Annotated in this window: 13 protein-coding genes; all 13 read right to left on the bottom strand. The window is 59.2% G+C overall.

Annotation, left to right across the window (positions count from 1 at the left end):
* Positions 1–49: 49 nt before the first annotated feature.
* The gene (gene purD, locus DWX75_RS02740) at positions 50–1,333 is read right to left on the bottom strand and encodes a phosphoribosylamine--glycine ligase (protein ID WP_118014756.1); all 1,284 of its coding nucleotides are present in this window, start codon (positions 1,331–1,333) and stop codon (positions 50–52) included.
* 77 nt (positions 1,334–1,410) lie between these two features.
* Positions 1,411–2,004, bottom strand: coding sequence for an IMP cyclohydrolase (locus tag DWX75_RS02745; protein ID WP_118014758.1), 594 nt, complete (start codon positions 2,002–2,004; stop codon positions 1,411–1,413).
* Between the two features lie 18 nt (positions 2,005–2,022).
* Entirely contained in the window at positions 2,023–2,634 is a 612-nt protein-coding gene (purN, locus tag DWX75_RS02750; protein ID WP_118014760.1) for a phosphoribosylglycinamide formyltransferase, read from the bottom strand.
* Positions 2,627–3,679 carry a phosphoribosylformylglycinamidine cyclo-ligase gene (gene purM, locus DWX75_RS02755; protein ID WP_118014762.1) on the bottom strand — a complete coding sequence of 351 codons (1,053 nt, stop codon included), beginning with the start codon at positions 3,677–3,679 and terminating at the stop codon, positions 2,627–2,629. The genes purN and purM overlap by 8 nt, the downstream gene beginning before the upstream one ends.
* A 63-nt stretch (positions 3,680–3,742) precedes the next feature.
* Complete coding sequence (purF, locus tag DWX75_RS02760; RefSeq protein ID WP_118014764.1) at positions 3,743–5,182, bottom strand: amidophosphoribosyltransferase; 1,440 nt, start codon at positions 5,180–5,182, stop codon at positions 3,743–3,745.
* A 114-nt stretch (positions 5,183–5,296) separates the two neighbouring features.
* A complete protein-coding gene (gene purE, locus DWX75_RS02765; RefSeq protein ID WP_118014766.1) occupies positions 5,297–5,782 on the bottom strand; it encodes a 5-(carboxyamino)imidazole ribonucleotide mutase in 486 nt (161 codons plus the stop codon).
* A 53-nt stretch (positions 5,783–5,835) separates the two neighbouring features.
* Positions 5,836–6,708, bottom strand: coding sequence for a phosphoribosylaminoimidazolesuccinocarboxamide synthase (locus DWX75_RS02770; RefSeq protein ID WP_118014768.1), 873 nt, complete (start codon positions 6,706–6,708; stop codon positions 5,836–5,838).
* A gap of 207 nt (positions 6,709–6,915) precedes the next feature.
* Positions 6,916–11,202, bottom strand: coding sequence for a 2-hydroxyacyl-CoA dehydratase (locus tag DWX75_RS02775; protein WP_118014770.1), 4,287 nt, complete (start codon positions 11,200–11,202; stop codon positions 6,916–6,918).
* A gap of 100 nt (positions 11,203–11,302) precedes the next feature.
* On the bottom strand, positions 11,303–12,097 hold the full coding sequence (truA, locus tag DWX75_RS02780; protein WP_118014772.1) for a tRNA pseudouridine(38-40) synthase TruA: 795 nt from the start codon (positions 12,095–12,097) through the stop codon (positions 11,303–11,305).
* 44 nt (positions 12,098–12,141) lie between these two features.
* Complete coding sequence (locus DWX75_RS02785; protein ID WP_118014774.1) at positions 12,142–12,933, bottom strand: energy-coupling factor transporter transmembrane protein EcfT; 792 nt, start codon at positions 12,931–12,933, stop codon at positions 12,142–12,144.
* The gene (locus DWX75_RS02790) at positions 12,933–13,808 is read right to left on the bottom strand and encodes an energy-coupling factor transporter ATPase (RefSeq protein WP_118014776.1); all 876 of its coding nucleotides are present in this window, start codon (positions 13,806–13,808) and stop codon (positions 12,933–12,935) included. Before DWX75_RS02790 ends, DWX75_RS02785 begins: the two co-directional genes overlap by 1 nt.
* 69 nt (positions 13,809–13,877) lie before the next feature.
* Positions 13,878–14,708 (bottom strand): energy-coupling factor transporter ATPase, encoded by an 831-nt coding sequence (locus DWX75_RS02795; RefSeq protein WP_118014778.1) that lies wholly within the window; start codon positions 14,706–14,708, stop codon positions 13,878–13,880.
* Positions 14,709–14,857: 149 nt separating this feature from the next.
* Positions 14,858–15,196 carry a 50S ribosomal protein L17 gene (rplQ, locus tag DWX75_RS02800; protein ID WP_118014780.1) on the bottom strand — a complete coding sequence of 113 codons (339 nt, stop codon included), beginning with the start codon at positions 15,194–15,196 and terminating at the stop codon, positions 14,858–14,860.
* Positions 15,197–15,211 lie beyond the last annotated feature (15 nt).

Consider the following 15,211-nt stretch of genomic DNA (forward strand, 5'->3'; position numbering starts at 1 on the left):
GTCTACATGTACTATTATAATGTACTTATGTAACTTTGTAAACTATATTTTATTTTTCCTGCAGGCGTTCGAGTGCACGGTGCGCAATATCCTTGCGGTAGAAGGCATCCTGGAACGTGATGGCAGCGACGCCCTTGTACGCCTTGTCCACGGCCTGCTTGACCGTCGGAGCCTTGGCAACGACGCCGAGGACGCGGCCGCCATTCGTGACAACTGCCCCGTCCTTCTCGGCCGTACCGGCATGGAAGACGAGCGTATCTGCGGCCTTGGCCTTCTCAAGGCCGTCAATCGCATAGCCCTTCTGATAAGATTTCGGATAGCCGCCCGATGCCATGACGACACAGACAGCCGCACCGTCGCTCCACTTGATGTCGAGATCCGCCAGGGTGCCATCCACGCAGGCGAGCATGATCTTGACGAGATCGCTCTCCAAAAGGGGCAACACGACCTGCGTCTCGGGGTCGCCGAAACGCGCGTTGAACTCGACGACCTTCGGCCCCTCATCCGTGATCATGAGACCGGCGTAGAGACAGCCCTTGTATGGACGGCCTTCCTTGGCCATGGCCGCGATGACGGGCTTCAGGATCTTTTCCGTGGCCTCGGCGACGAGCTCCTTCGTCATGACGGGAGCCGGTGCATACGTACCCATGCCACCCGTATTCGGCCCCTTGTCGCCATCATAGGCGCGCTTGTGGTCCTGCGAGCTGACCATCGGGACGATTGTCCTGCCATCGGTAAAGGCCAGGAGCGATGCTTCCTCGCCGTCCATGAATTCCTCGATGACGACGCGGCTGCCGGCCTTGCCAAAGGCCGCATCGTCCATGATCTCATGGACGGCCTCCAAGGCCTCTTCCTTCGTCATGGCGACGATGACGCCCTTGCCGGCAGCGAGGCCGTCCGCCTTGATGACAATCGGCGCACCCTCTTTTTCCACATAGGCACGGGCTTCGTCCGCATCGGTGAAAACCTCGTATTTTGCCGTCGGGATGCCGTATTTCTTCATGAGGTTCTTCGAGAAGGACTTGGAGCCCTCGAGCTCAGCGGCGAGCTTCGTTGGACCGAACGCCTTGATGCCGGCTGCGTTCATCGCATCGACGACGCCATTCGTCAGCGGGACTTCCGGACCGACGACGACAAGGTCGATGGCCTTGTCCTGCGCGAGTTTCACGAGCGCTGCATTGTCGCAGATATCCACGCCCGGGATGCATGTTGCGACTTCTGCCATGCCGGGGTTTCCAGGCACCGCGTAGAGTTTCGTGGCAAGGGGCGACTGCGCGAGTTTCCAGGCCAGCGTGTGCTCACGGCCGCCCGAACCAATTACTAAGATGTTCATGCTGATTCCTCCACAAAAACAGCCCTCTCCCGCAGGCGCAGGGGAATATCCCCTTTTCTGCGGGAAAAGGCTTCTTTTTATTTCTTGAGCTGTGCGGCGAGATAATCCTTGATCATCGTGTCGTAGGCTGCCGTATGCGCAAAGGCTTCCTGCGCAAGCTCCATGCGCGTGCGGTCATCGACGCAGCCGTTCTTCGTGACCTGCTCGGCAATCTCGTCGTAGCGGGCCGGATTCGTCACAATAGTGACGAACTTGAAGTTCTTGGCCGCCGCACGGACCATGGCCGGGCCGCCGATATCGATGTTCTCGATGGCTTCCGCAAGCGTGACGTTCGGCTTAGCGATTGTCTCCTTGAACGGATAGAGGTTGACGGCCACGAGGTCGATGCCCGTGATGTGATGCTCCTCCATCTCACGGACATGCTCGGGGTTGTCGCGCACGGCGAGGATACCGCCATGGATGTACGGGTTGAGCGTCTTGACGCGGCCGTCCATGATCTCCGGGAAGCCCGTGACATCGCTGACGTAGGTGACGGGGATGCCCGCTTCCTTGATGGCCTTCATCGTGCCGCCCGTCGAGACGATCTCAACGCCGGCCTCGTGGAGTTTGCGGGCGAATTCGACAACGCCCTGCTTATTCGATACGCTGATGAGTGCGCGTTTGATCTTCATGGTTTGAATCCCTCTTTCTTACTCTGTGATCCGCACATGGCGGCCCTCCACCTTCAGGCGGCCTTCGCAGTAAAGCTGGATGGCCTTCGGGTAGATGATGTGTTCCTGCTCGAGCACGCGCGCGCCGAGCGTTTCTTCCGTATCGTCATCGAGCACGGGTACGGCGGCCTGCAGAATGATGGGGCCGCTGTCCGTGCCCTCGTCGACGAAATGCACGGTGCAGCCGCTGATCTTGACGCCATAGGCGAGCACATCGCGGTGCGCATGCGCGCCCGGGAAGCTCGGCAGCAGCGCCGGATGGATGTTCATGATGCGGCCGGCAAAATGACGCACGAAATACGGCGTCAGGATGCGCATGAAGCCGGCGAGCACGACGAGCGTGACGCCCGCTTCCTCAAGCGCAGCCACGAGGGCCTTTTCGAAGGGCTCACGGCCCTTATACTGCTTGCGGTCGATGCAGACGGCCCTGATGCCGGCCGTTTCGGCGCGCGTCAGCGCATAGGCATCGGGCTTGTCCGTGAGCACAACGGCAATCGTGGCGTCCACTTCGCCGCGGCCGATGGCATCGATGATGGACTGGAGGTCCGTGCCGCGGCCGGAGCAGAGCACGCCCAGGACTTGTTTATTCATCGAACACGCCGCCTTTGATTGTCACATCGTGATTGCCGCGGACGACGCGGCCAATCTCGTAGACCGTCTCGTTCTCTGCCGCAAGGTAAGCCTTAATCTTGTCGGCTTCCTCGCGGCTCGCCATGATGACCATGCCGATGCCCATATTGAACGTGCGGTACATCTCATGCCAGTCGACGTTGCCCCACTGCTGCAGCAGGCGGAAGATCGCCGGCATCTGCCAGACGGAGCTGTCGATCGTGACGGCCATGTCGTCGGGCAGGGCGCGCGGGATGTTGTCGTAGAAGCCGCCGCCTGTGATGTGCACCATGCCGTGGATGTCGAATTTCTCGATGAGCGGCAGGCAGGTCTTCGGGTAGAGGCGCGTCGGCGTCAGGAGTTCCTCGCCGATGGTCTTGCCGAGCTCGTCGATGTATTCATCGCCCTTGAAGCCCTTGTGCTCAAAGCAGATCTTGCGCACAAGGGAGTAGCCGTTGGAGTGAACGCCCGAAGACGGCAGGCCGAGCAGCACATCGCCTTCCTTGACGCGCTCGCTCGTGATGACCTTCGATTTCTCGACGACGCCGACGGCAAAGCCGGCGATGTCGTATTCACCAACGGGATAGAAGCCGCTCATTTCAGCCGTCTCGCCGCCAATGAGCGCACAGCCGGATTCCTTGCAGGCATTTGCCACGCCCTTGACGACTGCTGCCACCTGCTCGGGGTCGAGCTTGCCGACGGCGAGGTAATCGAGGAAGAACAGGGGCTCTGCGCCCTGCACGAGGATATCGTTGACGCACATGGCCACAGCGTCCTGGCCGATGGTGTCATGCTTGTCGAGCATGAAGGCCAGGCGCAGTTTCGTGCCGACGCCGTCCGTGCCGGAGACAAGGACCGGTTCCTTATACTTGCCGGCATTCAGTGCAAAAAGGCCGCCGAAGCCGCCGAGGTCGCCGAGAACTTCGGAACGATACGTTGCCTTGACGCTGTCCTTGATGAGTTTGACGGAATAGTTGCCGGCATCGATATCGACGCCAGAATCTTTGTAGGTGAGTTGTTCTGCCATTTTCTTCCTTTTATTTCCTTTCCTGTCAACTGTCTGTCAGTGATATGCTTCAGCGCGCAGGGTTCAGCACTTGCGCTGCTCGAATACGTACTTGCTGTTGCCGGCCGGCTTCTCGCCATCCTCGATCGGATACGCGCTGTTGAAGCAGGCATAGCACATGTCATCGGCCTTGAGATTTGGCACGCACTGCTTGAGGCCTTCGATGCTCAGGAAGTGCAGCGAATCCGCACCGATGAACTCGCGAATCTCCTCGACGCTCTTTGTCGCAGCGATGAGCTCCTTGCGCACGCTGGTATCGATGCCATAGAAGCACGGATAGCCAATCGGTGGGCTGCTGATGCAGACATGGACTTCCTTCGCGCCGGCATTCCGGAGCATGCGGACGATCTTACCGCTCGTCGTGCCGCGGACGATGGAGTCATCGACCATGATGACCGATTTGCCCTCGACGACGGAGCGGATGGCATTGAGCTTGAGCTTGACGGCCGTGTCGCGCTTCTTCTGCGTCGGCTGGATGAACGTGCGGCCGATGTAACGGTTCTTGATGAGGCCTTCGACAAACGGGATGCCCGACTCATAGGCAAAGCCTGTGGCAGCCGTCGTGCCGGAGTCCGGCACCGAGATGACGATGTCGCCCTTGAAGCCGGATTCGCGGGCCAGGACCTGTCCCATGCGGAAGCGCGCATCGTGGACGCTCTGTCCGTCGATGACGGAATCCGGACGGGCGAAATAGATGTATTCAAAAATGCAGCCGGCCTTCTTCTCCTCCGTCGCGAACGGATACGACTTGAGACCGTGCTCGTCGATGACGACCATTTCGCCCGGCAGGACGTCGCGCACGAAGTCCGCGCCAACCACGTCAAGGCCGCAGGTTTCCGAAGAAATGACCCAGCTGCCTTCCTCCGTCTTGCCGATGCAGAGCGGGCGGAAGCCCTGCGGGTCACGGGCACCGATGAGCTTGTCCTCCGTCATGAGCGTCAAACAGTACGCACCCTTGATTTTCTTGAGGCTCTCGATGACCTTGTCCTCGATGTGTTCCTGGCGGGAGCGCGCGATGAGATTGACGAAGACCTCCGAGTCAATAGACGTCTGGAAAATCGTGCCCTGCTGCTCGAGCTCGTGGCGGATCTGTGCGGCATTTGTGAGGTTGCCGTTGTGGGCAAGCGCGATCTTGCCGCCCGCGTAATTGACCATGAGCGGCTGCGTATTCGCGAGAAGGCTTGAGCCCGTCGTGGAATAGCGCACATGGCCGATGGCGATGTACTGATTGTCCATATGCGGGACCTGATGGCGAAATACCTCATTGACGAGGCCCATGCCGCGCGTCACGTCCATCCAGGCGCCGTCCGTGATGGCGATGCCGGCACTTTCCTGCCCGCGATGCTGCAGGGCATAAAGGCCGAGATACGTCAGCCCGGACACATCCTCCGTATGGGAATAGACGCCGTAGACACCGCATTCTTCTTTCCATTTCGGTTCTGGGTTGTAGCCATTTTCATACATGGTTGTTCTGATTCTTCCTTTTCACTTTCATGCTTGATAAACTTGCCGCTCGTCAGAGAGACGCGGCGATGACGAAAAAACAGTCCACGAGAAGGTGGACCGCTCTTCCTTTCATCAGAGCTGCGCTGCTACGCGAGCTGCTTTCTTGTCAACTTCCTCAACCATCTTGGCGCGATAATCCGCAAGCTTCTGCCGGAGGCCTTCATCGGCGACGGCAAAGATTTCGACGGCAAAGATGGCGGCATTCTTGGAGCCGTTGATGGCCATGGTGGCCACGGGGATACCCGAAGGCATCTGGACCGTCGAGAGCAGGGCATCCATGCCGTTCAGAGCCGTGGCGTTGATGGGCACGCCGATGACGGGCAGCGTCGTGTAGCTGGCCACGACACCCGCGAGGTGTGCAGCCGCACCAGCTGCCACGATGAAGGCACCGACACCTTTTTCGGGCGCACCGAGCACGAACTCGCGCACCTTTGCCGGCGTGCGGTGTGCCGAGGCGACCTCGACGACGGACTCAATGCCAAACTGCTTCAAGAGTTCAACGGCTGGCTTCAGGATAGGCCAGTCGGAATCACTTCCCATGAGAAGAGCGACTTTCATGGATGATCATCTCCTAATCTGTAACGTGTATACCGTGCGATGTGGCGGTGGGATTATTCGAAATCCTTGCCCGTCAGCATCTTGAATGCTTCTTTGTACTTGGCGATCGTCTTGTCGATGACATCCTGCGGCAGCTCGTAATCGCTGTCCGGATTGGCCTTGAGCCAGTCACGGACGAACTGCTTGTCGTAGGACGGCTGGGACTTGCCGGCCTCATAGCCTTCGAGCGGCCAGAAGCGGGAGCTGTCCGGCGTCAGGACCTCATCGCCGAGGATGATGTTGCCGTTCTCATCGAGGCCAAACTCGAATTTCGTGTCGGCAATGATGATGCCGCGGGAACGCGCGTAATCGGCGCACTTCTTGTAAATCGCAATCGTATAGTCACGGACCTTCTCGGCGTATTCGCGGCCATGGCCCGGGAAGCTCTTCTCGAGGACTTTTGCCCCCTGTTCGAGGGAAACGTTTTCATCATGATCGCCAAGTTCTGCCTTCGTGCTCGGCGTGAAGATTGGTTCCGGCAGCTGCTGCGACTCCTTGAGGCCAGCTGGCAGCTCGATGCCGCATATCGTACCGTTTTCCTTGTAGCTTTCCCAGCCGCTGCCCGTGATGTAGCCGCGGACGATGCATTCCATCGGAATCATCGTGAGCTTCTTGCATTTCATGCTGTTGCCGATGAACTGCGGCTGCTGGAAGAACTCCGGCATATCCTTGTTGTCGACCGAGATCATGTGATTCGGCAGGATATCCTTCGTGAAGTCGAACCAGAACTTCGACATCTGCGTCAGGATCGCGCCCTTCTTCGTGATCTTGTTCTTGAGGATGTGGTCGAAAGCCGAGATGCGGTCCGTGGCCACCATGATGATGCTGTCGCCTGCGTCATAGACTTCGCGAACTTTTCCGGATTTAAACGGCTTGTACTCTTTCATGAATGATCGTCCTCCGTTTTTGCAATCGCAATGAGTGATATCTTTACATATCCATCATAACGAGATTTTTTCCACATGTCAACCAAAAAGGAGACACATGTCCTTGCATTGATTTCCTGAACGAAAAGAGCCGCCGCACATGCCATGGTTCTGCATGTACGGCGGCTCTTGGCCCTTATGGATATGGATACGCATTATGACAAGTCATTACGAGTGGCTTTCTGCGACCTTCATGGTATCGGTGTCCGCCTGTTCCTCCACGGACTCCTCTGCCTGCTGCTTCTGGGGGCCGCGTTCTTTCGCGACAGCCAGCATGAGCTTGAGCCGGTTGAGCTGGTTGACCTCCGACGAACCGGCATCGCAGTCGATGGCCGTAAGGTTTGCGCCCTTGTAGCTCTCGCGCAGCTCGTGCATGACGCCCTTGCCCGTGATGTGATTCGGCAGGCAGCCAAACGGCTGCAGGCAGACCACGTTGGGCACGCCCTCGTCGATGAGCTTGACCATCTCGCCCGTCAGGAACCAGCCTTCGCCGGCCATGTTGCCGAGGCTGACGTGGCGCGAGGCGAGCTCCGCCGTCTTGTAGATGGAATGCGGCGGCATGAAGTGGCGGCTCTTCTCGAGCGCCTTCTTCATCGGCTGACGGAAGAACTCGATGATTTTGATGAAGATCTTCGCGAAGAACTCGTCCTTGTACTTGCCGGCCAGGAGTTCGTGCTTCGAGATGGAGTCATAGGCCGAATACAGGAAAAAGTCCACGAAATCCGGCATGACGACTTCGGCGCCCTCTTCGATGAGCACGCTTTCGATGTGGTTGTTTGCCACCGGATGGTATTTGGCGAGAATCTCGCCGACGATGCCGACCTTCGGCTTCCAGAGCGTCTCGTCGATGGGGATATTGTCGAATTCCCGGACAATCTGCTTGATGGTACGCTTATAGGCGAAGAACCCGCCGTCGCGCAGCACATCCTTGCATTTTGCCATCCACTTGTCGTAGAGGCGCTGCGTCTCGCCCTTCTGGAGCTCGTACGGCAGCATGCGGTTGCGGACATTCTGCAGGAGATCGCCGAAGATCGCGGCCTTGACGGCCGCCACGAGCATCGGGCGCGTGAGGCGGAAGGAATCCGTCTCTTCCGGCAGGCCGTGCACGGCGAAGACCGGCACCTGCGGGAACCCCGCGTACTTGAGGGCCTGGCGCAGGACGCTCATGTAGTTCGTCGCACGGCAGGCGCCGCACGTCTGGAACATCGCGATGCTCGTGTGATCCGGGTCGTATTTGCCGGATTTGAGTGCTGCGATGAGCTGGCCGATGACGACGATCGACGGATAGCACATGTCGTTGTTGACGTAGCGCAGGCCGAGATCGATGGCCGCCTTGTCCGGCATCTGCGGCACCACAAGATTATAGCCGAAGTCGCGCATGACTTCCTTGATGAGCTCGAAGTGAATCGGTGCCATCTGCGGTGCGAGGATCGTGTGCGTCTTTCTGCATTCCTCCGTGAAATGCGGACGCTCAATCGGCGTGACTTCCTGATACGGCACGGGCTTGCGGCGTGCGAGCGCTGCCATCAGCGAACGCAGGCGGATGCGGGCCGCACCGAGGTTCGATACTTCGTCAAGCTTGATCATCGTATAGATGCGATGATGCTGCTCGAGGATTTCTTTGACCTGCCCCGTCGTCAGGGCATCGAGGCCGCAACCGAACGAACTGAACTGGATGAGTGTGAGGTTCGGGTGCTCCGCGACGAATTGCGCCGCATGGTAGAGGCGTGCGTGGTAGCTCCACTGATTGACGACCTCGAGCTTGCCGCCGTGGACCGGCATGTGGTAGACTGCATCCTCCGAGAGAATGGGCAGGTGGTACGACTGGATCATCTCCGGGATGCCGTGGTTGATTTCCGGATCGATGTGATACGGGCGTCCCACGAGCATGATGGCCTGTTCTCCCGTCATGGCGATGCGGTCGAGGATTTTCTGGCCGTAGTCGCGGACATCCTGACGATACTGTGCGAGCTCGCGGTAGCCGGCTTCCGCCGCCGCGGTGATCTCTTCCTTCGTCAGGTGTTCATGCGCGCCGAGTTCCTCCACGAGGCGCGCAATCATGCGCTTCTTGTCGTGGATGGGCAGGAACGGCTGGATGAAGTCGATGTCCTTCTCGCGCAGGATATCCATGTTGCCGCGGATATTCTCGGCATACGAGGCCACGATCGGGCAGTTGAAGTGATTCTCCGACGGATGCACATCGTCCTTCATGTTGTATGGTTCACAGGGATAGAAGATCTTCTTCACGCCCTTCTCGACGAGGTCCATGATATGGCCGTGTGCGAGTTTGGCCGGATAGCACAGGGAATCGGACGGGACCGTCGCCATGCCCTTGAAGTAGAGCTTAGCGCTCGATTTGCCCGAAAGCACGACGCGATAGTTGAGCTCCGTAAAGAAGGTGAACCAGAACGGATAATCCTCATACATGTTGAGCGTGCGCGGAATGCCGATTTCGCCGCGCTGCGGATGCTCGAGCGGGCGGTAATGCGCGAAGACACGCTCGTATTTGTAGCGGTAGATGTTCGGCGTATCGGCTTCCTTCTTTTCCCCGCCGATGCCGCGCTCGCAGCGGTTGCCCGTGAAATACCTGCTGCCGTCCGGGAACTTCTGCATCGTGATGAGGCATTTGTTGCCGCAGCTGCGGCAGCGGTACGAGCTCGTCGTCACAGAAAAGGCGTCGAGTTCGTCAGCCGACAGGATGGAGGAATGCTCCTGCCCCGTCTCGAGGGCCAGGATGGCCGCACCGTACGCACCCATGAGGCCGGCGATATCCGGGCGGATGACGTCGCGGTCGAGGAGTTTCTCCATGCAGCGCAGCACGGCGTCGTTGTAGAACGTGCCGCCCTGTACGACGATATGGTCACCGAGCTCGCGCACATCCTTGAGCTGCATGACCTTGAAGAGCGCGTTCTTGATGACCGAGAACGCGATGCCCGCCGAGATGTCGGCGACCTCCGCACCCTCCTTCTGCGCCTGCTTGACCTTTGAGTTCATGAAGACCGTGCAGCGCGTGCCGAGGTCGACAGGCGCCTTGGAATCGATGGCCTTCGCCGCAAACTCCGCCGGCGTCATGTGCAGGCCCTCGGCGAAGTTCTGGATGAATGAACCGCAGCCGGCCGAGCACGCCTCGTTGAGCGTGATGTTGCCGATGCTGCCGTCCTTGACGAAGAAGCATTTCATGTCCTGGCCGCCGATGTCGAGCACAAACGTGACCTCGGGACAGAACTCCTGTGCCGCCCGCAAGTGCGCAAACGTCTCGACCTCGCCGCCGTCGGCGTGCAGGGCCGCCTTGACGATGGCCTCGCCATAGCCCGTCGTCATCGTGCCGGCGATATGCGTGCCCTCAGGCAGCGCCTTGTAGAGCTCCTTGATTTCCTGTACGACCGTCTTCAGGGGCGAGCCGTGATTGCTGCCGTACGACGTGTAGAGGATCTCCTTGTCCCTGCCGATGGCCGTGATCTTGGTCGTCGTTGAGCCTGCATCGATGCCGACATAGACGGGGCCGCGATACGCGGCAAGATCGCCGCGCTTTACCTTGTCCTTGTCATGGCGTGCCTTGAAGCGCTCATAATCCGCGCGGTCCTCAAAGAGCGTGAAGTCGGCCTTGCGCGTCTCCTTGGCCGCTGCTTCCTTCGCCCGTTCGATACTCTGCTCGAGGATGGGCAGGTCGATGACCTTCGTCTCGTCGGATAGCGCCGCGCCCATGGCCACGAAGTAGTTGCCGTAGTCGACATCGACGACATGGTCATCGTCGAGCTCGAGCGTCTCGATGAAGCGCTTCTTGAGCTCCGGCAGAAAATGCAGCGGGCCGCCGAGGAAGGCGACCCGGCCGTTTATCGGCCGCCCCTGTGCGAGGTTGCCGATGGTCTGGTTGACCACGGCCTGGAAAATCGAGAGCGCAATGTCGGCCTTCTCGGCACCATCGTTCATCAGAGCCTGGATATCCGTCTTGGCAAATACGCCGCAGCGCGAAGCAATCGTGTAAATCTGCTTGCCTTTGGCGGCCAGATCGTTGAGCCCCTTGGCATCCGTCGAGAGCAGCGAAGCCATATGGTCAATGAAAGAGCCCGTGCCGCCGGCACAGACTCCGTTCATGCGCTGCTCCGGTGCATCGCCGAAGTAAGTAATCTTGGCATCTTCGCCACCGAGTTCCACCACGGTGTCCGTCTGTGGTATCAGCTGCTTGACCGCAGCCGCGCAGGCGATGACCTCCTGTACGAAGGGCAGGCCGATGCGCTGCGCAATGCCCATACCGGCAGATCCCGTCAGGGCAAATGAAAATTTCTGCTCACCAACGATGGATTTCAGATGCGTCAGATTCTCCTGCAGGGCATTGCCGATTTCTGAGAAATGGCGGGCGTAGTTCTTGTAGAGGATCTTCTTCTCATGGTCGAGAACCACGAGCTTGATCGTCGTCGAGCCTACGTCAATCCCCACGTTCAATACTGATTTCATGTTTACACCACCTAGTGTTATACCGTTGTTTACGAAAAAAGCCTTTTACAGGCTTCTTTCATATTTTAGCGCATATACAAGGGGGGTGCAAGTGCATTCGTTACAAATGCAAGTCATTCCCATATTCCACCTGTTCAAGAAACAGGCCGCAGGCCGGTGCCGTAGCAGCTGCCTGCGTGCGGTCGCGGCTCTCCATGATGCGCTGAAAGTCTGCTGGCGCGAGGTCGCCGAGCCCCACGCGCACGAGCGTGCCGATAATGTTGCGGACCATGTGGTAAAGGAAGCCGCTGCCATGAATCCGGCACGTGAGGATGCCGCGCGGCTCATCGGCAAGAACCGCCTCATACATGGTGCGGACAGGGCTCATCGGCGCGCCGCCGCTCGCGCGGAAGGCCGAGAAATCATGCGTGCCGAGAATCATCCGCAGGGCCTCCGCCATCGCTTCGCGGTCGAGCGGGCGGCGCACGTACCAGGCGTAGCGGGCCGAGAACGGATCCGGGACCTCCCCCTGCTGGATGCGGTAAAGGTACGTCTTGCTCTTCGCGCTGTGGCGCGCGCTGAAGTCAAAATCCGCCTCATCGGCCGCCAGTACGACAATGTCAGAAGGCAGCAGGCTGTTGACGGCGCGCACAATGCGGTCAACGGGAATGCGCCCGTTCGTAAAGAAATTGACGACCTGTCCGCGTGCGTGGACGCCGGCATCGGTGCGGCCCGAAGCCGCGAGTTCGATGGAATCGCCAAAGACGACCTGCAGCTTTTCCTCGAGCACATTCTGCACGGCGACGACAGGCAGCGTCTGGCGCTGGAAGCCATGGTAGGCCGTGCCGTCATAGGCGACCTTCAGGACGATGTTGCGCGCGCGGGCTTTCATCTCAGCCTTGTGTTCCGGTTTCATATTGCTGCAATATCCTTTCCAAAAACAGAGAAACGGCGGCGCGTTCAGCGCAGGAAGGCCAGGACGGCGAAGAGGGCAAAGGAGACGACGTATGCGACGTAATCGATGCCCGTCACCTGCAGGGCCTTCATCTGCGTCCGCCCCTCACCGCCGCGGTAGCAGCGGGCCTCCATGGCCATTGCGAGATCGTCGGCACGGCGGAAGGCCGAGAGAAAGAGCGGCACGAGGATGGGCACGAGCGCCCGGAGCCGCTTCATGATGCTGCCCTCACTGAAATCAGCTCCGCGCGACTGCTGTGCCTTCATGATGCGGTCAGTCTCCTCGATGAGCGTCGGCACAAAGCGCAGAGCGATCGTCATCATCATGGCCAGCTCATGCGCAGGCACACCGAAGCGCCGCAGGGGTGACAGCAGCCGTTCCATGGCGTCGGTAAGTTTCAGCGGGCTCGTCGTGAACGTCAGGAGCGACGACAGGAGAATCAGCAGTACGAGACGCAGGCAGATCAAAAAGCCCTGCACAAGCCCTTCTATCGTCACGGTAAAAATCCAGACTTTCGCCAGTTCCTCACCCGGCGTGCTGAACAGGTGGATGACAAAGGTAAACAGGATAATCCACCAGAGCGGCTTCACCGAACGCAGCATCATGCGCATCGGCACGCGCGAGACGAGCATGAGCGCCAGCGTCAGTCCCGAAAGCAGCGCATATGAGGCCGCGCTGCTGACGGCAAAGATGGCCACGAGAAAGAAGAAGAGCAGGATGATCTTCGTGCGCGGATCGAGCCGGTGCAGCAGGGAATCCCCTGGAAAAAACTGCCCAATTGTGATATCGGAAAGCATCAGGCCTTCCCTCCCTTCTGACAGGCCGCCAGTATGGCTCGTTCAGCCTCATCGATCGTCAGCGCGTCTTCTTGCAGCGGCAGGCCGGCTGCATGCAGTTCCTGCACGAGCGTCATGACATGCGGCGGGCGCAAGCCGGCTGCGCGCAGCATCGTCTCATCGGCAAAAGCCTCGCGCGGCGTACCGTCCGAGACGAGCCTGCCCTGATTGAGCACGAGCAGATGATCGGCCAGCCGTGCAATATCGTCCATGTTGTGTGAGACAAAGAGAATCGTCATCCCCTGCTTCTCGTGCAGCTGGCGGATGGTCGCGATGAGTTCCTCACGGCCGCGCGGGTCGAGCCCAGCCGTCGGTTCATCAAGCACGAGGTATTTGGGCCGCAGGGCGAGCACGCCGGCGATGGCCACGCGGCGCATCTGGCCGCCGCTGAGCTGGAAGGGCGAACGCTTTGCATACGTAGCGTAATCGAGGTGCACAAGCTGCAGGGCTTCCTGCACACGCTGCCGCGTTTCCTCTTCCGTGCAGCCGAGATTCCGCGGACCGAAGGCCACGTCAGCGGCCACGGTTTCCTCAAAGAGCTGCTGCTCCGGATACTGGAAGACCATGCCGACCTTGCGGCGTGCCTCCTTGGCCGCAGGACGCGCCTTCTTGTCGGCCGGCTGCAGATCGACGCCATCCACGAGCACGCGCCCCTTCGTCGGATGCAGCAGGCCATTTAGGTGCTGCAGCAGCGTCGACTTGCCCGACCCCGTATGGCCCGCAATAGCCGTGAAGGATCCTTCCTCGATGACGGCTGAGACATCCTGAAGAGCCCGCCGTTCAAAGGGGGTCTTGGGCATATAGATGTATTCGATATGTTCCAGCGCAATGGACAACGCGTTCACTCCCATCTTTTTCTTCCATAATAAAACACCCCGGCAGCATGCCTGGACAATGCACCGCACTCAAGGCACGAGGGCAGCGACAAGTTCCTCATCGGTCAGGATATCTGCGGGCAGCTTCAAGCCCTTCCTGCGCAGGCGCAGGGCGAGCTGTGACGCGAGCGGCACATCGAGGCCCAGCTTCTTCATGCGGTCAGCTTGGGCAAAGATCTCGCGCGGTGTGCCCACGGCGACGACATGTCCCTTATCCATGACGACGATGCGATCAGCTGCCGCCGCTTCCTCCATGAAATGCGTGATGTGTACGATGGTCATGCCGCGCTCCTCGTGGAGCTGACGCACCGTCGCCATGACCTCCTCACGGCCCTCGGGGTCAAGCATGGCCGTCGGCTCGTCGAGCACGAGGCAATGCGTCTGCATGGCCAGTGCACCGGCAATGGCCACACGCTGTTTCTGGCCGCCTGACAAGAGGTGCGGCGCAAACTTGCGGAAGCGCGTCATATGAACGGCTTCGAGCGCCCGATGCACGTTCTCGCGAATCATGTCGGGCGGCATGCCGAGATTCTCCGGACCAAACGCCACATCATCCTCGACGATGGCCGCGATGATCTGGTTGTCCGGATTCTGGAAGACCATGCTGACCTCCTGCCGAATCTTCCAGAGATCTTCCTCCTCGCACGTATCGCAGCCGGCAATGCGGCAGGTGCCGCGCGTCGGCAGCAGCAATGCGTTGAGATGCTTGGCAAGCGTCGACTTGCCCGAGCCATTCGTGCCGAGAATGGCGACAAACTCACCCCGCTCGATGGCAAGCGAAACATCGTCGAGTGCCTGATGCTCGTTCTCCGTGCCGGCATGGTAGATATGAGAGACATGGTCCAGCTCGATAAAGGCCATACTATCCGTTCCTTCCTTTTCGTATTTCAAATCGACCGTTCCATTATACCGCACTTCGATTGTCAAAACAAATCAAATCATCAGTTGACAATCCATGCATGAAAAAAGGCCACCTGCCGAAGCAGATGACCTCATGATTCCGTATGGAATTAGACGAGCTCAATGATGACCATCGGAGCAGCGTCGCCGCGGCGAACGCCGAGCTTCAGGATACGCGTGTAACCGCCCTGGCGGTCTGCGTACTTGCCTGCGATTTCATCAAACAGCTTTCTTACTACATCTTCATCAGCCAGCTGAGCGATTGCCTGGCGACGAGCGCTGAGATCACCGCGCTTTGCGAGCGTGATGAGGTTTTCAGCGAACTTGCGAAGCTCTTTTGCCTTAGCTTCCGTCGTCTCAATGCGGCCATATCTGAAGAAGGAAGTGAGAATGCTCGTGAACAGCGCCTTGCGGGCTGCGGAGTTACGTCCTAATTTTCTGTAGCTCATTGATTTCCCTCTTTC

The organism is Mitsuokella sp. AF21-1AC, from assembly GCF_003458855.1.
Lineage (GTDB): Bacteria > Bacillota > Negativicutes > Selenomonadales > Selenomonadaceae > Mitsuokella.